We start from the raw sequence: 20,881 nt of genomic DNA on the forward strand, positions 1-20,881 counted from the left end.
AGCGTGGGCAACCTACGTGAGCGTAACCCAGCAGCCTGAGAAGGCAGTGTGCGAAAAACAGACCTACAGTTCCAATGTGCAGTCACCCGCGGCTGCGGAAATGCACGTCTGGACGCGGTCACCCTCGCTGTGTTCCTTACCGGAACGCAGGTCGATCACATGCCCTGCGGTCAACGGCACCACACACGTCTGGCAGATACCCATACGGCAGCCGAACGGCATCCGAACACCCACATTTTCGCCCGCTTCGAGCAGCGTGGTCGCCCCGTCCGCCGCCGCTTTCTTGTCGGACTTGGAGAACGTGACGGTTCCGCCGGAACCGGACGTATCGGCGCGCGAGATCTCGAACCGCTCGAGGTGCAGCTTGTGCTCGATGCCCTCGCGCTTCCACGTCTTCTCGATTTCCTCGAGCAGTGCCGCGGGACCGCAGGCCCAGGTGTCGCGGGTACGCCAGTCGGGGTAGAGCTCGTCGAGCGAGGACAGAGCGAACTTGCCGTCGGAACGCGTCAGCTGCACGTGAGAGGTGAACTCGGGATGCGACTTCTCGAGAGCTGCGAGTTCGGCCGCGAACATCACCTCGTCCTCGGTGGGGGCCGAGTGGATATGCACGGTATCGGGCATGTCGCCGTGGCGATCGAGTGCTCTGAGCATCGAGATGACCGGGGTGATGCCGCTACCTGCGGTGACGAAGAGAATCTTGGCGGGCGGCGGAACGGGCAGTGCGAAATTGCCTTTCGGTGCCGCCAGTCGCACGATGGTCCCCTGCGGCACGCCGCCCACCAGATGTGACGACAGGAACCCTTCGGGCATCGCCTTGACGGTGATGGAGATCAGCTTGTCTTCCCAGTTCGGCGGCGAGGTCAGTGAATACGAGCGCCAGTGCCACCGACCGCCGAGATGCAGTCCGATTCCGATGTACTGACCCGGCTGATAATCGAAATTGAAGCCCCACCCGGGCTGGATCACCAGTGTCACCGCGGTAGCGGTTTCCTTCTCCACGCGTACGACGCGGCCGCGCAGTTCACGGGCCGACCACAACGGGTTGGCGAGGTGCAAGTAGTCGTCGGGCAGCAAGGGAGTGGTGATGCGGGTGAAAGCACCACGCAGCATGTTCAGCCTCGGCCGCTTGGGTGCCGAGACACCGGCCACCGGGGCCTCCAACCACTTCTTCAGATCCATCGGGTGTTCCCCATCCCCTCGATCGTCGTACCGAACCGCGTGCGGGCATCGAGGTTACGCTACCGTAGGTTGAGTCCCCTGGTCACCTCTGCAGGCAGCCCAACCGTGGATATCGCCAGGTCGTGGCCGAGAGCAGGATCACAGCAGATCGAGCAGAAACGGTAGTTCCTGGGGGGCGTACCACGCCAGCGTGTGGTCTTCGGCATCACCGAGAACGAATTCTGCATCGGCATCGCCCATGTCCGCTGCATCCACGGCGGAGACAGCCTTGGCAACCGCTTCTTCGGCCCCTTCCAGATCGACGTGCACCGACGCGACCTGATCCATTCGCAGCGGTTCCTTCAGCCGAACGACAGCGTCGTCGAGATCGGGACGCAGGGTGGGATCGTCGACGTCTGCGGCAATCACCGCCCGTCGGTAGACCACGCCGTCGGCCACCGTCCCCGTGTCCGCCTCGTCGTCGACGGCCGCGGCGATCAGGCGCAGCGAGGCACGCGCGGCCTCCCCCATCGCGACCTCGGACAACTCCTCGTCGTCGCCCGACGAATACGCCTCACGCAAGGTGGGCGTCACCGCGAATGCGGTGCGCGAGACCGGACTGAACTCGCCCTCGGCTGCGAGCACTTTCAAGAATTCCAGCGTCGCCGGAACGTAGACACGCATTGCAGAAGACCTCACACTCTCGATTCGTTGCTGGCGTCGACCAACTCTTCCAGCGCCTCGTGCAGTAGCGCTGTCACCACATCCACATCGGGCATCGCTCCGCGGTCGGCGTTGAGCCCGAAGAACACGAAACCGTCGTACGACGTCAGCCCGATACTCAACGCCTGATTCTCGAACAGCGGCGACACCGGGTACATCTCGAGCATCCGGGCACCACCGACGTACAGCGGAAACTGCGGCCCCGGCGCGTTGGTGACGATCAGGTTGAACACTCGTTGCGAGAGTCGGCTACCCGCCCGCGCACCCATGGCATGCAGGCTCGCCGGAGCGAACCCACTGATCCGCATCAGCGTCTGAGCCGTAACACCGCGGCTCTGATGAGAATGCGCCTCGGTCGCGTGCGCGATGTGAGACAGCCGAACGACGGCGTTCGACTCCCCCACCGGGAGGTCGACGAGGAACGAGGACACCTCGCTGCGATCGTCCTCGGCCGGCTCACCGGACATGTCGCTGCCCTCACCGAAGCCGACGCGATCGGACGAGACGTACACCGACATCGGCACCATGGCCCGCACCGTGGACGATGCCGTGACGGGTTCGCCGCGCGAGAGCAGCCAATTTCGCAGCGCGCCGGTGACGACTGCGAGCACGACGTCGTTGATCGAGCAGTCGAATCTGTCGTGGATCCTGCGGTAATCCGCCAGCTCGGTCTTGGCCACGGCGAACCGACGATTTCGTGAGATCGGCGCGTTCAGTGGGCTGGACGGGGCGCTCTGTGTCGCGGTGCGCAGCACGGCCGCGACCTTGCCCGCGGCGCGCAATGCGTCGCCCGCGAGACCGGCAACCCCGTTGACCGCGCCGCGCAACGTCTCGATGCTCTCGCCCGGACGCACCACCAGTTCGGTGAGCGCGTCGAGCACCAACACCGAGTCCTTGGGCTCACGAGCGGGCATCCACAGCTCCTCGGCCATCGGCGCGGGGTTCTTGCTCGCGTCCAGAATGACCTGACCGATGTCGAGCGCATTCTCGCCGTCGACGAGGGCCGAATGAGACTTGGTGAAGATGGCGAAACGATTCTTCGCGAGTCCCTCGACCAGGTACATCTCCCACAACGGCCGGGTGCGATCGAGCGGCCGTGAGGTCAGTCGCGCGATCAGGTCGTGCAACTGATCGTCCGTCCCCGGCTTGGGTAGTGCCGAACGACGGATGTGATAGGTGATGTCGAAATCCGCGTCGTCCACCCAGACCGGCCGCGCCAGACCGAACGCGACTTCGCGGACCTTCTGCCGGTAGCGCGGAACCAGCATCAGTCGCTGTTCGACCAACGACAGCAGTCGGTCGTAACTGAAACCGCTCCGCGGGGTCCGAAAAACGGCGAGCGAGCCGAGGTGCATGGGACTGCTGCCGGCCTCGAGAAAGTAGAACGACGCATCCTGCGCCGTCAGTCTGGTCGCCATCGCGTGTCTCGGTCCCCGTCCTCGCACGTGGTGCGCCCCGATCGATACCGCCTGTTGCGCGGTGTGCTCGAACTCAGAGTACGTGGGTTCACGACGTGAGTCCCAGTGCCGGGTGGGCACCGACGTGTCGTCGATCTCGGGAACCGAAATTCGATCGCGACCGTCAATGTCGGTGTGAGCGTCATCGAATCCAACGATCCGCCGGACACCGGGGACGACAGCCCGATACCGTCGCGGGCGGACTCTCGGCTGCGCGCCGAGCACCATTGCTTTCTGTCGCGGCCGACCCAGTTCGAGCCGCCACTCTCGGCAGGCGCGGTGCACACCTGGGGCCGGGGTGAGAGCGCGGACAGGCCACCGGAACGCCATCCGGCATCGGTACGCAGCACTCGCCCCCGCCGCCGGACCGAGGCACCGCAACGACCGATCGTGCAAGTGGTGCCCGCCGATGCGCGGGCAAGCGCCGAACGCGCCATGCGGTTGCTCATCGAGGTGATCGACCGCAGGCGCAGTGCCGAGCAACTGTCCTCGTTGTTCACTGCGCCCGTGATCGACCTGATCCGCACCATCGTCCGCACGCCCCCACCGGGACGGCGACTCGGATTCGCCGCGGTGCGTCGCGTGCACGTCGCCTATAGATCGGACACGTCGGCCGAGATATTCGGCTCGTACACCCGCGGTCCACGCACCTTCGCCTTCGCGGGCCGAATCGAGCAAGCGGTCGACCCGCGGCGGCCAGGATGGACGGTCACCTCGTTGCGAGTGGGTTGAGAACACGGGTCGCCCGGCGAGGTCGCGCCGGATCGACCCGGCCGACTACTTCTTACGCTTGGAGCGCGCGGACTTCTTCGGTGCTTTGTTCTGCGCTCGCGCTGCTTCGCGACGCTCGCGTCGGGTTCCCTCGGCCGCCGACTCCGCGCTCCCTGCAGCATCCGATCGCTGCACAGCCGTACCGCCCCCCTCGGCCGGGCCGGAGAACGTCAATCTCTGTTCGTCCCGCTCGTCGAGTCCTTTGGCACGTAGAGCTGTGGGAGCTGCCTGAGCTGGAGCGGCCGGGGCCGGGGCCGCCTTGGCCGCAGGCCGATCGCCCGTGGCCGCAGGTGCCGACGTTGCCGCAGGTGCCGGACGACCGGATCCGACGGGTGAGGCCAACCCGGGGGCAACCGCGAGACCTGCGGACGCGGCCGGACCTGCCGGGGCAGGGGTCGCCTCGACCTGGAGGTTGAACAGGAAGCCCACCGACTCCTCTTTGAGGCCGTCGAGCATGCCCTGGAACATGTCGTAGCCCTCCCGCTGGTACTCGACCAGTGGATCTCGCTGGGCCATCGCACGCAGTCCGATGCCCTCCTTGAGGTAGTCCATCTCGTAGAGATGCTCGCGCCACTTGCGATCGAGGACGGACAGCAGAACCCGACGTTCGAGCTCCCGCATTCCGTTCTCGCCTGCGATGCCGTCGATCTCGGCCTCGCGAGCGGCGTAGGCCGAGCGGGCGTCCTCGAGCAGCGCCTCGCGCAGCTCGTCGCGGCTCAGGTCACCCTTTTCGCCGTCCTCGTTCTCGCCCGAGAGAACCTTGTGGTCGATACCGACCGGATACAGAGTCTTCAGCGCCGTCCACAACTGCTCCAGATCCCAGTCCTCGACGTAGCCCTCGCTCGTCGCACCATCGACGTAGGCGGTGATCACGTCGGTGATCATGCCCTCGACCTGGCCCTCCATGTCGGCACCTTCGAGGATGCGCCTGCGCTCCTCGTAGATGACGGTGCGCTGCTGGTTCATCACCTCGTCGTACTTGAGGACGTTCTTGCGGATCTCGAAGTTCTGCTGCTCGACCTGGGTCTGTGCGCTCTTGATGGCCTTGGACACCATCTTGGCTTCGATCGGGACGTCGTCGGGCAAGTTGAGCCGAGTCATGATCGATTCGAGTGCGCCGCCGTTGAATCGACGCATCAACTCGTCGCCCAGCGAGAGGTAGAACCGCGATTCGCCCGGATCACCCTGACGACCGGAGCGCCCTCTGAGCTGGTTGTCGATACGGCGGGAGTCGTGGCGCTCGGTGCCGAGAACGTACAGGCCACCGGCCTCGCGCACGGTGTCCGCGTCGGCCTTGACCTGTGCCTTGACCTCTTCCAGAGCAGGCTCCCAGGCGGCCTCGTACTCCTCGGGCGTCTCCACCGGGTCCAAGCCCTGCTTACGCAGCTTCAGGTCGGCGAGGATGTCCGGGTTGCCGCCGAGCACGACGTCGGTGCCACGGCCGGCCATGTTGGTCGCGACGGTCACCGCGCCCTGTCGCCCGGCCTCGGCGATGATCGTCGCTTCCTGCTCGTGGAACTTCGCATTGAGCACGTTGTGCGCGACGCCCCGCTTGGTGAACTGCTTGGACAGATACTCCGACCGTTCCACGCTCGTGGTGCCGATGAGAACCGGCTGGCCCTTCTCGTGCCGCTCGACGACATCGTCGACCACCGCGTCGAACTTGGCTTCTTCCGTCTTGTAGATCAGGTCGCCGTTGTCGACGCGGACCATCGGGCGGTTCGTCGGGATCGGAATGACGCCCAATCCGTAGATCTGATGCAGCTCCGCGGCCTCGGTCTCGGCCGTGCCGGTCATGCCGGAGAGCTTGTCGTACAGGCGGAAGTAGTTCTGCAGCGTGATCGTGGCGAGGGTCTGGTTCTCGGCCTTGATCTCCACCTTCTCCTTGGCCTCGATCGCCTGGTGCATGCCCTCGTTGTAGCGGCGTCCCACCAGGATGCGACCGGTGAACTCGTCGACGATGATGACCTCGCCGTCGCGGACGATGTAGTCCTTGTCCTTGGTGTAGAGCTCTTTGGCCTTGATGGCGTTGTTCAGGTAGTTCACCAGAGGCGAGTTGGCCGCCTCGTACAGGTTGTCGATACCGAGCTGATCCTCGACCAGCTCGACGCCGGCCTCGTGCACACCGATGGTGCGCTTGCGGATATCGACCTCGTAGTGGGTGTCGACCTTCAGCATGGGGGCGATCCGGGCGAACTCGCCGTACCACTTGCTCGACGCGTCGGCGGGGCCCGAGATGATCAGTGGGGTTCGCGCCTCGTCGATGAGGATCGAGTCGACCTCGTCGACCACGGCGAAGTTGTGTCCGCGCTGCACCAGATCGTCGAGCGAGTGCGTCATGTTGTCGCGTAGGTAGTCGAACCCGAACTCGTTGTTGGTGCCGTAGGTGATGTCGGCGGCATACGCTGCACGGCGTTCGACCGGCGTCATCCCGGACAGGATCACGTCCACCGACAGACCCAGGAAGCGGTGCACACGGCCCATCCACTCCGAGTCACGCTTGGCGAGGTAATCGTTGACCGTCACCACGTGCACACCGTCGCCGGAGATGGCGTTCAGGTAGGCAGGCAGAACACACGTCAGGGTCTTGCCCTCGCCGGTCTTCATCTCGGCGATGTTGCCGAAGTGCAGGGCAGCTCCGCCCATCACCTGCACGTCGAAGTGCCGTTGGGACAGCACCCGCCACGATGCCTCACGGGCGACCGCGAATGCCTCGGGCAGCAACTGATCCAAGGTCTCCCCGGACGAGTACCTCTCCTTGAACTCGGCGGTCTTACCCCGCAGTTCGTCGTCGGAGAGACTCTCGACGTCCGAAGACAGGGTCGAGACGTGGTCAGCGATGTTCTTGAGCCGCTTGACCATGCGACCTTCACCAACACGGAGCAGCTTGGAAAACGACAGCGACGGCACGGGTTTTCTCGTCCTCGATCCTCGGTTCACGGGTACTGACACGAACAAATCTGTTACTCGACGCGTTACTGCTACCTGCACGAGCGCACGGGTTCGTCACCGTGACGTCCGCGCGGCAGTAACCCGAACGCGTCCATGGTAGGCGGTCTCGCTGTGGGTACGGCAGTCCCACTGTCGGTCCCCGAACGACACCACGCCGGCATTCGGACAACCCCGACACAGCACTGCAGGCTCGACGTGGGGATCGTGTGTCCGGCGTCGAGCCTGCAGTGGTCGGATATTTCACGGACGGCGAACGACCCGTTCGCCGTCACGCTCGGTCAGGTGAGCCTGATCAGGCCGTAGTCGAAGGCATGCCGTCGATACACCACGGAAGGCCGGTCGGTGGCGCTGTCGTGAAACAGGAAGAAGTCGTGGCCGACCAGTTCCATCTCGTACAGCGCATCGTCGACGCTCATCGGTGCCGCCGAGTGAACCTTCGTGCGAACGATGTGCCCGGGGCCGGTCTGATCGTCCTCGAACGAATCCAGCTTGGTCTCGGGATCGAGCGCAAGTGTGTCGTCTTCGGCGAGTTCAGCGGTGGCCTCGGCGACGGATACGGGTCTCTTCTCGCCGTAGTGGACCTTGCGCCGATCCTTGGTACGCCTGAGTCTGCTTTCGAGTTTCGAGGTCACTGCTTCGAGTGCGGCATAGAAACTGTCTGCGCACGCTTCGGCACGAACGACCGGGCCTTTGCCCTTCGCGGTGATCTCCACGCGTTGACATGCTTTGGCCTGACGGCGATTTCGTTCGTGCTGCAGTTCGACATCGAACAAGTAGATGGAGGGGTCGAAGCGCTCGAGGCGAGCCAGTTTCTCGGACACGTATATCCGAAAATGGTCCGGTATCTCGACGTTGCGGCCCTTGACCACAACGTCGGCATTGCTCTTGGCGGGTTCTTCCGAAGGCTTCTCGTCGAAGAAAACCGAGGCTTGTGAAGGGGTCGTCACGTGTACCTCCCGATATCGGCCACGCCCACTGTTGGACGTGGCAGGTGTGCATGCCGAATGGGGAACCTTCCGGCATCTCGAGTCCGGGGCATCACCTCACGTCCGTGTTTCTACGGGTCGTTCTACCGGTCCGCTCCGTCGTGATGGAGCGTGTCCGCGACGTTAGTCGGTCATCGACGCGTGTGCCACCGTTCACCCCGAATTGGTTGTCGGCGTGTCTCGTCGACTCGCGTTCACGCGCTGGCCACCACGATCGCACCGGCCAACGAGATCCCGAAATCGGTTAGCACTCTTGCACATTCGGCCAGGGTCGCCCCGGTGGTCACCACGTCGTCGACGAGAAGAACGGTCAGTTCGTCGGTTCGCGACCGCGGCCGACCGATACCCGGGCGCGACTGTCCGATCACGCCGATCCGGCCCGCCACGTTGTGTTGACGCTGAGCTGCCGAGAGCCCGACCGAATCCCGCACTCCCCCGGACATCTTCAGCAGCTGGGGAACCGATACTCGCTCCGGTGCCAACTCGGTCGCTGCGTTCCTCGCACACCGCAGCACCGGATCGCCCCCTCGGGCTCGCGCTGCGCGCGCCCGGGACGGAGCGCACACCAGAACGAGGGGACTCAGCTCCGGTGGATCGATCTCGCCTGCAGCACGCAGTTGGTGCACCGCACCGGCCAGCGCCCGCCCGAACGGCACGGACACGGCCCGTCGGCCCCGTTCCTTCAGTGCGATCACCCCGTTGCGCCGAGGGCCGGTGTACGTGCCCAGCGCCCAGCAGGGCACCCCCGGATCGACCCGCGGACGCACCCGGACAGGCGGCACCGAGAGCGCCTGTTCACAACGGCGACACCACTGCTCCCCCGGCACCCCACACCCGGCACATTCGAGGGGCAGGACGAGGTCCAGAAGCGTTCTCATGATCGTGAAGTGTGCCGGTAGCCACCGACACCCGCCGGACGTCAGCCGGGCAGGATCGGCACGGCCTTCACCCCGGCCAGGCCGGTGACCTCGCGCCAGTACCTGTCGCCGACCGGATCGGCATTGTTGAGTGCGAACACGGCGCGGGCGTCGGCAACGTACTCGGTCTCCGGCGACGCATCGACCGCCAGAACAGGATTGGTGAGATTGCGCGACGGCAGGGCGTCCATCCTCGAGCCGTCGACCGTCACCTGGACCACCGGTGTATCGGTGGCAACCCGTGCGATGACGATGGCCTCGCCGGTGCTCCAGTCCAGGCTGGTGGCGTCACTGCCGAGTCCGATCGCAACCGCGCGCGGGGCCGTCAGCGAATAGACGCCCGACGGATCGCGTACCACGGTGGCCACGTACACCACGCCGTCGACGATGAGTGCGGCCCGAACGCCGTCGCGGGCCAGCCGGAGTTCGGTGATGCGAGTTCCCAGGGTGGTGACCGCGCGGGCATCGACCGGTATCACCGATACCTGACCGGTCGAGGGGTCACGGGCCGCGCGAATGACGTTGGTGCCGTCGATGACCGCCCAGGCGGCGTTGTCATCGGCTCCCCACGTCGGACGCGTGATCGACTGCCCCTCGGCCACCGGGAACGCGCCACCGTCGTAGCTACCGACCATCAATGTGCTCGACGGTGCCGGAGCGGGTCTACCGGTGTCCGCAACGCCGGCCACGAGTGTTCCATCGTTCGACAAGGCCACCGAGCGCAGATTCCGTGCCTGCCCGAAGTACCCGGGGGCGGGTGTGGTCGCGGATTCCTCGACGCGGAGCAGTCGACCGGAGGCCAGTGCGTGCAGGCCGACCGATTCGTTGGTGGAGCTCTGTGGATCGAAGGAGTCGACCCCGGCCGTCGTCCACCCGTCCGGCTTGGTCGTGTCGATGGGTTGTCCGTCGGCGAGCAGCACGTACGGCCCGGCAACCTCCGCCGAGGCCAGAGTCCAGATCACCTGTGCGGCAAGCAATTCCCGGTCGCGGTCGCCCTTGTTCTGCAAACCACCGAAGTCGATTCTGATGCCGCCGAGACCGACTCCGACCTGTGTGGTCTGTCCGTCGGCCTTGGTGATGGGCCCCCGGATACTGACGTCGTCGGACAATTCGTTGCTCACCGCTGCGGACAGCGCGGACTTGGGTCCGTCGATCAACAGCTGCACGAGCTGGTTTGCGAGCTGATCCTGCGATCCGCTCGTCCACCGAACATCCGGCACCAGCACCCCACCGAGCGGATCGACGAAGTAGATGGATCGCTGCTGATAGGTGTCCATGAACGCCGAGCGATCGATGACCACACCCGGGGGCAGCTTCGAGATGCGCCATTGGCCGTCGACGCGCGTCATGTCGATCGCGATGTCGAACGTGTCCGATCCGGCCTGATATTCCCCGCCGGGAGCCAGGATTCCCGCTGTCGTCGACCGAATCGTGAACTGCGCAGAGTCTGCAGTTCGGGGCCCCGACAGGGTGTCGATCCGATCTGCGACGACGGTACGAGCGCCGTCGTCCCACGTGTTCGACGCGTCCTCGGTCAGGAACTGTCGGGCGGCCTGGTGGCGGTTGGCCGACACTGCGCTGGCCTCGAAGAAGTCGTCGAGCAGCCGGTCGGGCTCACGTCCGGGTTCGGGAGCCGGGGCGCTGGTGGGCGCGGCACCGTCGGTCAACGTGCCGATGGCCTGGGGGCTCGAGGACTCGGGCAGGCTGGCACAACCGGAGACGAGGGCGGAGATCAGGGCGCAGACTGCAAGCGAGCGAGACAGCCGACGAGACGAGCGAATCACGTCGACGACTCCGACGCGGCCCGCTGCGCACCGATGGCCGGGATCGGTTGTCCCTGAGCGTATTTCTTGGTGCTCGGCTTCAACGGCAGAGGTGAGCCGATCACCTTGTGACCACGGACCAGTGGCACCGTGAGCCGGAAACATGCGCCTTCGCCGACTGCACCCCACGCCTCGAGCTTACCGTCGTGCAGCCGGGCGTCCTCGACACTGATCGCCAACCCGAGGCCGGTACCGCCGGAGCGCCGGACGCGGGAGGGGTCCGAGCGCCAGAACCGATTGAAGACCAACTTCTCCTCGCCGGGGCGCAGACCGATTCCTTGGTCGCGCACCACGAAGGCTGCCGCGTCGGCATCCGATCTCAGGCGCAGCAGCACCGGCTTGCCTTCCCCGTGATCGAGGGCGTTGGCCAGAAGGTTGCGCAGGATACGTTCGACGCGCCGCGGGTCCACCTCGGCGATGACCGCCGTCTCGGGCATGTCGACGATCACCTCGGTGCCGGTTTCGCGGGCGAGGTGACGCACCGTGGAGACCGCGGCGCGTGCACACATCCGGAGGTCGAGTTGCTCGGCGGCCAGTTCGGCGACACCGGCGTCGTGGCGGCTGATTTCGAGCAGATCACCGAGCAACGTCTCGAACCGGTCCAGCTCGTTGACCAACAGCTCGGACGAACGCTTGAGGGCAGGTTCGAGATCGTCACTGGCGTCGTGAATGAGATCCGCGGCCATCCGCACGGTGGTGAGCGGAGTCCGCAGTTCGTGGCTGACGTCGGAGGTGAACCGGCGCTGCAGGTTTCCGAATTCCTCGAGCTGGGTGATCTGTTTGGACAGACTTTCGGCCATCTCGTTGAACGACATCGCCAGCCTCGCCATGTCGTCCTCACCGCGAACCGGCATTCGCTCCTTGAGCCTGCCGTCGGCGAAACGTACTGCGATGCGGGACGCGGATCGAATGGGTAGCACCACCTGTCGCGCGACGAGCATCGCGATCGCGGCAAGGAGTACCAGCAACACCACGGCCCCGATGAACAGCGTGCCGCGGACCAGGGAGAGCGTTCGGTCTTCGCTGGCGAGCGGGAAGATGAGATACAGCTGCAGCGCCGATATGTCGGAACCGGTGGGCGATCCCATGATGAGCGCCGATCCGGAATATCCGCCGTCACTGTCGGTCACAGTGGCGTACTGCGAGCTGATCAGGCCCTTCTTGACGAAGTCGCGCAAGCTGGCCGGTATCTGGTCGACCGGACCGACCGACGCTTCCGCGCGGGTCGCGTCGCCCTCGACGATCAGAACAGGGTCGAAGGACCCTGCCGACCCGGTGGTCGACGCGGCGTCGAGGTCCTGGTTCGTCAACGCTGCTCTCGCCCGTTCGAGACGGGTGGACAGGCCGCTCGAATCATCGGCACCGGCGAGGTTGCCCTCCACCGTGGTGCGCGAGCGGTCGAGTTCCTCGGTGGCTGCGGACAGCTTCGCTTCGAGCAACCGATCGGTGATCTGGCTGGTCAGAACGACGCCGAGAATCAGGATCACCACGAGCGACAACGTCAAGGTCGAGACGACCACGCGCAGTTGCAGTGACCTTCGCCAAGCATGACCCAGCGATGTGCTCAGCGACCTGAACCAACGCAGGAGCGGGGAGAACTTGCCGTTGATTCGTCGCCGAGAGTGGGAAAAACCGATCACGGCGGTCCGGCCTTGTACCCGACCCCCCTCACGGTCAATACCACCTCCGGGTTCTCCGGATCCTTCTCGACCTTGGCGCGCAGACGCTGAACGTGGACGTTGACCAGGCGGGTGTCGGCGGCGTGCCGGTAGCCCCACACCTGTTCGAGCAGAACCTCACGGGTGAACACCTGACGCGGCTTGCGAGCCAAGGCGACCAGCAGATCGAATTCGAGCGGAGTGAGCGAGACCAGCTCGTCGCCGCGGCTGACCTTGTGGGCGGGAACGTCGATGACGATGTCGGCGATCGACAACAGTTCGGCCGGCTCGTCCTCGGTTCGACGCAGTCGTGCCCGGACGCGTGCCACCAGCTCCTTCGGCTTGAAGGGCTTCATGATGTAGTCGTCGGCCCCGGATTCGAGACCGAGCACCACATCGACGGTGTCGGTCTTGGCCGTCAGCATGACGATCGGGACGCCCGAGTCGGCTCGCAGCACGCGACAGACGTCGATGCCGTTCATTCCGGGAAGCATCAGGTCGAGCAACACCAGATCGGGTCGATTCTCGCGGACGGCCGCCAGCGCTTGGGTGCCGTCTCCGACGACGAACGGTTCGAATCCCTCACCGCGCAACACGATGGTGAGCATCTCCGCCAGAGCCGAATCGTCGTCCACAACCAGAATCCGAGGCTTCATGGCTCTATCGTGTCACTTTCGGCTCGGCGGATGGCTGATTGAACATGTCGGCGGCGAGTCGATCGGGGTCGACGTCGGCGCGCACGACTCGCCAGGGCGACGCCCAGTTCGTTTCTGCGAGACGGCCGTAGACGGCCGAGGTTCGGGTCTGCAGCGAGCCGTCGCGTTCGTAGGCATCCCGGGTGCGCGCGGCGTCCGCACTCTCACGCGCGGCGGCGCGCTCCGCAGCGAGAGCCACCGGTACGTCCAGCAACACCTGCACGTCCGGAACGGGCACACCGAACCGCTCGAATTCGAGTGACCGGATCCACTCGACGGCCGCTCCGTCGACGGACTGCTCCAACCGCGCCGCGGTGTAGGCGGCGTTGGACGCCACGTACCGGTCCAGCAACACGATATCGTTGCGGGACAACAAGTTTCGGATCTCGTCGGCCGCATCCTTGCGGTCGAGTGCGAACAGCAGCGCCATTGCGTGCACGCTGCCCGCGGTGTCTCCGTGTTCCCCCTGCAGCGCCTCGGCCGCCAGATCGGCATGAACCGACCTGCCGTACCGGGGAAACCCGACCCGGACGACGGCCAGGCCGTCGCGTTCCCACGCCGAGACGAGCCGACGGGCGAGCGTGTTCTTGCCCGCTCCGTCGACTCCCTCGATGACGAAGAGCTTTCCCAACGACCGAACTCTCTCGGTCAGTAGCGGTAGTGCTCGGGCTTGTACGGGCCCTCGACGTCGACGCCGATGTACTCGGCCTGCTCCTTCGTGAGCTTGGTGATCGAGCCGCCCAGCGCTTCGACGTGGATGCGAGCAACCTTCTCGTCGAGGTGCTTGGGCAACCGGTAGACCTCGTTGTCGTACTCACTCGGCTTGGTCCACAGTTCGATCTGCGCGATGACCTGGTTGGAGAAGCTGTTGCTCATGACGAACGACGGGTGACCGGTGGCGTTGCCGAGGTTCAGCAAACGGCCCTCGGACAGCACGATGATCGAGTGCCCGTCCTTGAACTGGAACTCGTCGACCTGCGGCTTGATGTTGATCCGCGTGACGTCGGCAGCCTTCTCGAGGCCGGCCATGTCGATCTCGTTGTCGAAGTGGCCGATGTTGCCCAGGATCGCCTGGTGCTTCATCTTGCGCATGTGCTCGAACGTGATGATCTTCAGGTTGCCCGTCGAGGTGATCACGATGTCGGCCTGCTCGATGAACTCGTCGACCGTGCGCACGTCGAAGCCGTCCATCAGTGCCTGCAGGGCGTTGATGGGATCTGCTTCGGTGACCGTCACGCGAGCGCCCTGGCCCTTGAGTGCCTCGGCGCAGCCCTTGCCCACGTCTCCGTAGCCACAGACCAGCACGGCCTTGCCGCCGATGAGAACGTCGGTGCCACGGTTGATGCCGTCGATCAGCGAATGGCGAGTGCCGTACTTGTTGTCGAACTTGCTCTTGGTGACCGAGTCGTTGACGTTGATGGCCGGGAACGACAGCTCGCCGGCAGCAGCGAACTGGTACAACCGCAGCACACCGGTCGTGGTCTCCTCGGTGACACCCTGCACGGATGCGGCAATCTCGGTCCACTTGGTCGTCGACGCCTCGAGGGAGCGACGCAGCAGGCCGAGGAACACCTTGTACTCGTCGGAATCCTGGTCGTCGTCGGTCGGCGGAACGACGCCTGCCTTCTCGAACTGAGCGCCGCGCAGCACCAGCATCGTGGCGTCACCGCCGTCGTCGAGGATCATGTTGGCAGGCTGCTCGGGCCAGGTGAGCATCTGCTCGGCGGCCCACCAGTACTCCTCGAGGGTCTCACCCTTCCAGGCGAACACCGGAACGCCCTTGGGCTCTTCGACGGTGCCGTACGGGCCTACGACGACGGCCGCTGCAGCGTGATCCTGGGTGGAGAAGATGTTGCACGAGGCCCAACGCACCTCGGCACCGAGTGCCACCAGCGTCTCGATCAACACGGCGGTCTGCACCGTCATGTGCAGCGATCCGGATACTCGTGCGCCCTTGAGCGGCTGAACGTCGGCGTACTCGCGACGAAGCGCGATCAGGCCGGGCATCTCGTGCTCTGCCAGCCGTATTTCCTTGCGGCCGAATTCTGCGAGTGACAGGTCTGCGACCTTGAAGTCGATTCCACCGCGGTGTTCCACGGTGAGTGCCGATCCTGACGTAACTGAGGTCGTCATCTTGCCTCTCCTGTTGACTTGAATGTCTTCGTCCAGGCTATCGGGTCGCGGCGCGCGGCGACCGTCTGCCCGGCGAATCGGTCCGATGCCCTTCAGACGGCTCGTCGAGTGGTCCCGCGGTCACCCGTGTTGCTGGGCTCGCGCCAGAATCCGTTCGCGCTTTCGGGGCAGAATGTTGGCCCGGACGAGATCACCGTCGTAGTGGTCGAGCACCCGCGGGTCCATCACCCGACGCCACAGCGGCGGTACCGCTGCCAGTAGAACCATCGTCGCGTACCCGGCGGGCAATTGCGGGGCCTCGTCGCACGAGAGCAGAGTCTGGTATCGCTTCCCCGGATTGGCATGATGATCGCTGTGTCGCTGCAGGTGGTAGAGAAAGATGTTGGTGCACAGCCGGTCGCTGTTCCAACTGTGCCGCGGTGCGCATCGCACGTATCTGCCTCGCTCGTTCGTCTCGCGCAGCAGTGCGTAGTGCTCCACGTAGTTCACCATCTCCAGGAGCACGAATCCCACGACGGCTTGTATCAGCAGATACGGCGCGATCGCCCAGCCGAAGACGACCATCAGCGTGACGAAGAGAACGGCGCTGAGCAGCCACGTGTGCAACAGAGCGTTCGACGGGTGAAACACGGAGTGGCCCTTGCGACGCAGCCGCCGAGCCTCGAGCTTCCAGGCCGAGGCCAGCCCGAGAACAGCGCTGCGCGGCACGAACGTCCACACGCTCTCTCCCAGCCGGGCACTGGCCGGATCCTCCGGAGTGGCCACCCGCACGTGGTGACCGCGGTTGTGCTCGACGAAGAAGTGTCCGTACAGGGTTTGCGACAAGGCCACCTTCGCCAACCAGCGTTCGTGCTGCTCGACGCGGTGGCCCAGCTCGTGGGCGGCGTTGATTCCGGTTCCCGCGACCAGGCCCACCGTCACCGCGAGCCCGATCTTGTCCACCACGCTCAGACCTCCGTACGCCCACATCCAGCAGGCGACGATCAGACCGATGAATTGGATGGGCAGGAACAGGTAGGTGCACCAGCGGTAATAACGGTCGTTCTGCAGCTTGTCGGCCGCAGACGCGTCCGGGTTGTGACCGTCCTCGCCCGCGAGCAGATCGATGATCGGAATGATCACGAAGAACACCAGGACGCCGCTCCACCAGAACACCGGCATGCCGGTCCAGTACACCAATTGGGACGGCAACAGTGCCGATGCCGGTGCCAGCAGACCCAGCATCCACAGGTAGCGCTTGTTGTCCCACCGCCGAACCGCAGGTGCAGCCCCGGCCGAATTCCGCTCCCCGAAAGCGACACCCGAATCGTCCGATGAGGTGATCCGGCCGTCCACGCTCACAGTTGCCACACCCTCTCACCGAATGTTTGCGGTCCTATCAGTTTGTTTTCGAGGGTATAACATGCCGGGCGTTCGGACCGAGGGGTGTGACGCATACCCCGGACACGTCGGATCCGAGAAAACCGGCCCCGCCCGCACAATCGACGGTCGGGGCCGGCCTCGCAAGACGACTCGGCCGCGTCTCACTCGGGTCGCGACTCGACTTTCTTCGCCTCGCGCAGACCCATCACCGAATGGCGGCGACCGTACAGCACGTAGATGACGACACCAGCTGCCATCCACACCAGGAACCGCAACCACGTCTCGACCGACAGGTTGAGCATCAGCCACAGGCATGCGGCCACTGCCAGGATCGGAACCAGCGGAACCCAGGGCACGCGGAACCCGCGCTCGAGATCGGGACGCGTCTTGCGGAGGACGAGCACACCGGCCGACACCAGAACGAAGGCGAACAGCGTGCCGATGTTGACCATCTCCTCGAGCGTGCCGAGAGGGACGAACGCGGCGAGCAGTCCGACCACCACACCGACCAGGATCGTCGTCCGAACCGGCGTGCCCTTCTTTCCGGTGTGGGCCAGACCGCGCGGCACCAGGCCGTCTCGCGACATGGCGAACAGGACGCGAGTCTGCCCCAGCATGAGAACCATGACCACCGTCGTCAGACCGGCCAGTGCGCCGAACGAAATGATGTTCTTGGCCCACGTCAGCCCGTTCAGCTCGAACGCCGTTGCCAGCGTGGCACTGTCGCCGGCCAGATCCGTGTACTTGACCATCCCGGTCAGCACCAAGGTCACCGCCACGTAGAGCACGGTCACGATGGCCAAGGATCCGAGGATGCCGCGCGGCAATGCCTTCTGCGGCTCCTTCGTCTCCTCGGCCGTGGTCGCGACCACGTCGAAGCCGATGAACGCGAAGAACACCAGCGACGCCGCCGCCAGCAGTCCGTACCAACCGAAGGTGCTACCGCCCGCACCGGTGACGAAGGAGAACAAGGACTGATGAAGCCCCTCACCCGTGGACGCGGGCTCGGACGGCGGAATGTACGGGTCGTAGTTGGCGACCTTGATGTAGAACGCACCGAGCACGACGACGAACAGCACCACGATCACCTTGATGGCTGTGATCACCAACGACACGCGCGAGGACAACTTGGTTCCCGAGGCGATGAGAACCGTCAACACCACCACGATGAGCAGTGCGCCCCAGTCGAAATTCAGCGAACCGATCTGCAGTACCGGGGCCGACGTGCCGAGCAGGTCTCCCAGGTAGAGCGACCAGGCCTTCGCCACCACCGCCGCGGCGAGTCCGAATTCGAGGATCAGATCCCAGCCGATGATCCAGGCGATGAACTCTCCGAATGCGGCGTAGGAGAACGTGTAAGCACTACCGGCGACCGGAACCGTGGAGGCGAACTCGGCATAACAGAGCGCAGCGAGCCCGCAGGCGATGGCCGCCAACACGAACGCCACCGAAACAGCCGGTCCGGCAACGTTTCCGGCAGTCCTCGCCGTCAGCGTGAAAATGCCGGCTCCGACCGCCACCGCGACACCGAACACGGTCAGATCCCACGAACCGAGCTCCTTGCGCAACTTGGTGTCCGGTTCGTCGGTGTCCTTGATCGATTGTTCGATCGACTTGGTCCGGAACCACCCCGTCGTACGCGGGGGCTTCCTGGGCCGGTCTGCCTTGGTCATCGGACCTCCGTATCGCCACGTCGCTTCTGCAGACGGCCGATCCGATCGGACCCACCCGTCCCAGAATTCACTGTGACATCACCTTATTGGTAGCGGGCACCCGTGTCGGACACTTCGGCCACTCGACTTGCCGCGCCTTACGACTGCAATGATCCGACCGCCGCCACGAACACTTCGGCACCGTCGGAGTCCGCGGTGACGGTGACGGATCGGTCGGCAGCGGGAATCCACGCCGAACTACCCTGGGGCACGGTGAGCCCCGCGTGTGTGTCACCGGTCGTTGCCAGCACCGAACCGCTGGTGCACAACAGAATTCGCGGACCGGTTCCAGGGATCTCGACGGTCTCCCCCGGACCGACCGCCGTCCGGCTGAGGACGAATTCCGGGGCCGGCGTCGGGTACCGGTAGGTGGGCCGATCGTTCTCACCCGGCGTGATCGGAGAGATGTCGGCGGGCTCGAAATCCAGCACGCGCAACAACTCCGGCACGTCGACGTGCTTGGGCGTCAACCCTCCACGCAGAACGTTGTCGGAGTTGGCCATGATCTCCACACCGGTTCCACGCAGGTACGCATGGAGATTGCCCGCATCCAGGTACAGGCCCTGGCCGGGAGTCAGGGTGACCCGATTGAGCAGTAAGGCCGCCAGTACTCCGGCATCACCGGGATACGACTCCCCCAGCTCGAGCAACGTCCGTGCCTCGGCGGCGAATCGACCGCCGTCGGCGCGGGCGGGCCCCGACAGATAATCGATGCAGCCCTGGGCGACCGCAGGCAACAGGTCGTCCAGGGACTGCCCGGGCAACGTGATCCACGAGGTGAACACCGTCCGGAGGCCCGACGCGTCGGGCTGAGCGGCGAGCAACGTGCGATACCCCGCGAGGGACGGCACGGCCAACGCATCGAGAAACTCGACCGTCTCGGCCGGTTGCCGAAACCCTGCCAGTGCCTCGAATTCGGTGAGTGCCACGATCAGCTCGGGCTTGTGATTGGCGTCCCGGTAATTGCGCACCGGGGAATCGATCGCGACGCCTGCGGCATTCTCCCGAGCGAAGCCCTCGCGCGCCTGCGCGCTGCTCGGATGTGCCTGCAACGACAGAGGTTCTTCTGCGGCAAGCAATTTCAGCAGGTACGGCAGCCGCGATGAGAAGTCCGCTGCAGAGCCGCCCAACTGTGTTTCCGGATCTCCGTCGATGAGGGTGAGCAACGGCGTGCTGCCACCCTCGTGAACCACGTGCGCAGAATCGGCCGGGTGTGCACCCAGCCAGATCTCCGCCTCGGGATGATCGGACGGTACCGGCCTACCCTGGATACGAGCCAGAGCAGTGCGCGAACCCCAAGCGTAGGACCGGACTGCGCCTCGCAGGAGTTGCACTAGCTACCGCCCATCAACGACAAGTACGCGGCAGTGGTGTCCAACCGCGTTGCCAACACCGACATCGTGTCGAGCATCGAGAGTGTAACCGGATCGGGTGACGCCGCGCGGGCCTCGAAACCCGAACTCACGAACTCCCCGCCCGACGCCGCCTCACCGGACTCGGTCAGTACCAGTTCGGAATTCGGAACACCGGCAATGCGTCGTTCAGCGAGCGCGCGATCGGATTCGGACGCCAGGACGAATATCCGCATCGGCTGTTCGGGAGCCGGTCCGTCGAGCTCCTCGTCGTGGAAGATCGAGTCGAAGGTGCTGACCGGCCCCGATGACTCGACCATGGACGCACGGATGGACGCAGCAATGACATCGCCGAGCTCACCCGCAGCCACGATCAGACCGGCCACCCGCAGCAACACCTCGCTACCGTGCCGCGCCACCTCGACGGCAGCCGGCCCGGCACCGCTGAGCACCACACGTTTGCCGCTGAACCCACTGGCAAGCGCTTTGGCCGGGTTGTGGAACACCTCGTTGGACGGGCTGTTGCGCACAGCCTCGGCATCGAGCAGATCTGCGAGCCGAGAAAGGTTGGGCAGCAGCGCCTTCCACGAACCACCGGCAACCGCGCCGAGGACGGCCACGAACGCCGCAAGGTAGCGCATCAGCGCATTGTGGTCACGCACCGCTATGCGCGGCGGCAACCACATGACCCTGGCACCGCGCACGGCACGCAGGGGACCCTCTTCCGGTGCCACGACGACGACCTCCGCGCCGCGCCGTGCTGCCGCGTCGACCGATTCGGCCAGACGAGGATCGCCTGCATCGTCGCCGGCCACCACGACGACATCCAGTGGCCCGATCCACGGCGGAGTTCCGGTACTACGAACCAGGGGAACGCCCAAATGGTTTCCGAGAGCAGCGACAAGCAGAGACGCCGCACGACTGCTGCGGCCGTCGCCGGTCACGATCACCACGCTGCGAGGTCGCAGGTCGGCCAGGCGCGCCAGCACCGACTCTTCGACCGCAGTGGCTACGGCGCGTACTTGAGCACCCGCGAGCGCGGCGCTGCGGAGCGCGCCCTCCCGATCGGCGGCCACGATCGCGCCGGCGTCGTCGAGATCGACCAGAGACGTCACTGCCCTCATGACCTCGGCACCTTCCCTTACGTCACCGACTCGAAATGCCTGCATACCCACTTGTGAA

General features: G+C 65.2%; 16 protein-coding genes. 1 reads left to right on the forward strand and 15 read right to left on the reverse strand.

What is annotated here, in order from left to right:
- Positions 1–63: 63 nt before the first annotated feature.
- The 3 genes from ASH04_RS17980 to ASH04_RS17990 all read right to left on the reverse strand — a co-directional run bounded on the left by ASH04_RS17980 (position 64) and on the right by ASH04_RS17990 (position 3,299).
- Positions 64–1,179, reverse strand: a complete 1,116-nt coding sequence (locus tag ASH04_RS17980) for a ferredoxin reductase (protein ID WP_027496515.1) — start codon at positions 1,177–1,179, stop codon at positions 64–66.
- Between the two features lie 138 nt (positions 1,180–1,317).
- Positions 1,318–1,842, reverse strand: a complete 525-nt coding sequence (locus ASH04_RS17985; RefSeq protein ID WP_032366300.1) for a DUF6912 family protein — start codon at positions 1,840–1,842, stop codon at positions 1,318–1,320.
- Between the two features lie 11 nt (positions 1,843–1,853).
- Positions 1,854–3,299 (reverse strand): WS/DGAT/MGAT family O-acyltransferase, encoded by a 1,446-nt coding sequence (locus ASH04_RS17990; protein ID WP_027496513.1) that lies wholly within the window; start codon positions 3,297–3,299, stop codon positions 1,854–1,856.
- A 174-nt stretch (positions 3,300–3,473) separates the two neighbouring features.
- Here ASH04_RS17990 and ASH04_RS17995 point away from each other — a divergent pair, with 174 nt between their 5' ends.
- Positions 3,474–4,070, forward strand: a complete 597-nt coding sequence (locus ASH04_RS17995) for an Rv3235 family protein (protein WP_141214805.1) — start codon at positions 3,474–3,476, stop codon at positions 4,068–4,070.
- A gap of 45 nt (positions 4,071–4,115) precedes the next feature.
- Here ASH04_RS17995 and secA read toward each other — a convergent pair whose 3' ends face one another.
- The 12 genes from secA to ASH04_RS18055 all read right to left on the reverse strand — a co-directional run bounded on the left by secA (position 4,116) and on the right by ASH04_RS18055 (position 20,823).
- The gene (gene secA, locus ASH04_RS18000) at positions 4,116–7,019 is read right to left on the reverse strand and encodes a preprotein translocase subunit SecA (RefSeq protein WP_057474145.1); all 2,904 of its coding nucleotides are present in this window, start codon (positions 7,017–7,019) and stop codon (positions 4,116–4,118) included.
- A 320-nt stretch (positions 7,020–7,339) separates the two neighbouring features.
- Positions 7,340–8,008 carry a ribosome hibernation-promoting factor, HPF/YfiA family gene (hpf, locus tag ASH04_RS18005; protein ID WP_027496511.1) on the reverse strand — a complete coding sequence of 223 codons (669 nt, stop codon included), beginning with the start codon at positions 8,006–8,008 and terminating at the stop codon, positions 7,340–7,342.
- A 233-nt stretch (positions 8,009–8,241) separates the two neighbouring features.
- A complete protein-coding gene (locus tag ASH04_RS18010; protein ID WP_057474146.1) occupies positions 8,242–8,925 on the reverse strand; it encodes a ComF family protein in 684 nt (227 codons plus the stop codon).
- A 41-nt stretch (positions 8,926–8,966) separates the two neighbouring features.
- A complete protein-coding gene (gene lpqB, locus ASH04_RS18015) occupies positions 8,967–10,748 on the reverse strand; it encodes an MtrAB system accessory lipoprotein LpqB (RefSeq protein WP_032370711.1) in 1,782 nt (593 codons plus the stop codon).
- The gene (gene mtrB, locus ASH04_RS18020; protein ID WP_032366296.1) at positions 10,745–12,427 is read right to left on the reverse strand and encodes an MtrAB system histidine kinase MtrB; all 1,683 of its coding nucleotides are present in this window, start codon (positions 12,425–12,427) and stop codon (positions 10,745–10,747) included. The genes lpqB and mtrB overlap by 4 nt, the downstream gene beginning before the upstream one ends.
- Positions 12,424–13,101 carry an MtrAB system response regulator MtrA gene (gene mtrA, locus ASH04_RS18025; protein ID WP_027496508.1) on the reverse strand — a complete coding sequence of 226 codons (678 nt, stop codon included), beginning with the start codon at positions 13,099–13,101 and terminating at the stop codon, positions 12,424–12,426. Before mtrA ends, mtrB begins: the two co-directional genes overlap by 4 nt.
- Before the next feature lie 4 nt (positions 13,102–13,105).
- Positions 13,106–13,771, reverse strand: a complete 666-nt coding sequence (locus ASH04_RS18030) for a dTMP kinase (RefSeq protein WP_032370710.1) — start codon at positions 13,769–13,771, stop codon at positions 13,106–13,108.
- Between the two features lie 17 nt (positions 13,772–13,788).
- Complete coding sequence (gene ahcY, locus ASH04_RS18035; protein WP_027496506.1) at positions 13,789–15,273, reverse strand: adenosylhomocysteinase; 1,485 nt, start codon at positions 15,271–15,273, stop codon at positions 13,789–13,791.
- Positions 15,274–15,393: 120 nt separating this feature from the next.
- The gene (locus ASH04_RS18040; RefSeq protein WP_081371345.1) at positions 15,394–16,497 is read right to left on the reverse strand and encodes an alkane 1-monooxygenase; all 1,104 of its coding nucleotides are present in this window, start codon (positions 16,495–16,497) and stop codon (positions 15,394–15,396) included.
- A 299-nt stretch (positions 16,498–16,796) separates the two neighbouring features.
- The gene (locus ASH04_RS18045; protein ID WP_027496504.1) at positions 16,797–18,308 is read right to left on the reverse strand and encodes an amino acid permease; all 1,512 of its coding nucleotides are present in this window, start codon (positions 18,306–18,308) and stop codon (positions 16,797–16,799) included.
- 137 nt (positions 18,309–18,445) lie between these two features.
- A complete protein-coding gene (gene manA / locus ASH04_RS18050; protein ID WP_032387167.1) occupies positions 18,446–19,681 on the reverse strand; it encodes a mannose-6-phosphate isomerase, class I in 1,236 nt (411 codons plus the stop codon).
- Positions 19,681–20,823, reverse strand: a complete 1,143-nt coding sequence (locus ASH04_RS18055) for a hypothetical protein (protein WP_057474147.1) — start codon at positions 20,821–20,823, stop codon at positions 19,681–19,683. Before ASH04_RS18055 ends, manA begins: the two co-directional genes overlap by 1 nt.
- Positions 20,824–20,881 lie beyond the last annotated feature (58 nt).

The organism is Rhodococcus sp. Leaf233 (assembly GCF_001426165.1).
Lineage (GTDB): Bacteria > Actinomycetota > Actinomycetes > Mycobacteriales > Mycobacteriaceae > Rhodococcoides > Rhodococcoides fascians.

Excerpts from the sequence above, each read along its gene's own strand:
- ASH04_RS17980 (WP_027496515.1), bottom strand. The coding sequence starts at position 1,179 with ATGGATCTGAAGAAGTGGTTGGAGGCCCCGGTGGCCGGTGTCTCGGCA.
- ASH04_RS17985 (WP_032366300.1), bottom strand. The coding sequence starts at position 1,842 with ATGCGTGTCTACGTTCCGGCGACGCTGGAATTCTTGAAAGTGCTCGCA.
- ASH04_RS17990 (WP_027496513.1), bottom strand. The coding sequence starts at position 3,299 with ATGGCGACCAGACTGACGGCGCAGGATGCGTCGTTCTACTTTCTCGAG.
- ASH04_RS18010 (WP_057474146.1), bottom strand. The coding sequence starts at position 8,925 with ATGAGAACGCTTCTGGACCTCGTCCTGCCCCTCGAATGTGCCGGGTGT.
- mtrA (WP_027496508.1), bottom strand. The coding sequence starts at position 13,101 with ATGAAGCCTCGGATTCTGGTTGTGGACGACGATTCGGCTCTGGCGGAG.
- ahcY (WP_027496506.1), bottom strand. The coding sequence starts at position 15,273 with ATGACGACCTCAGTTACGTCAGGATCGGCACTCACCGTGGAACACCGC.
- ASH04_RS18040 (WP_081371345.1), bottom strand. The coding sequence starts at position 16,497 with ATGCTGGGTCTGCTGGCACCGGCATCGGCACTGTTGCCGTCCCAATTG.
- ASH04_RS18045 (WP_027496504.1), bottom strand. The coding sequence starts at position 18,308 with ATGACCAAGGCAGACCGGCCCAGGAAGCCCCCGCGTACGACGGGGTGG.
- ASH04_RS18055 (WP_057474147.1), bottom strand. The coding sequence starts at position 20,823 with ATGAGGGCAGTGACGTCTCTGGTCGATCTCGACGACGCCGGCGCGATC.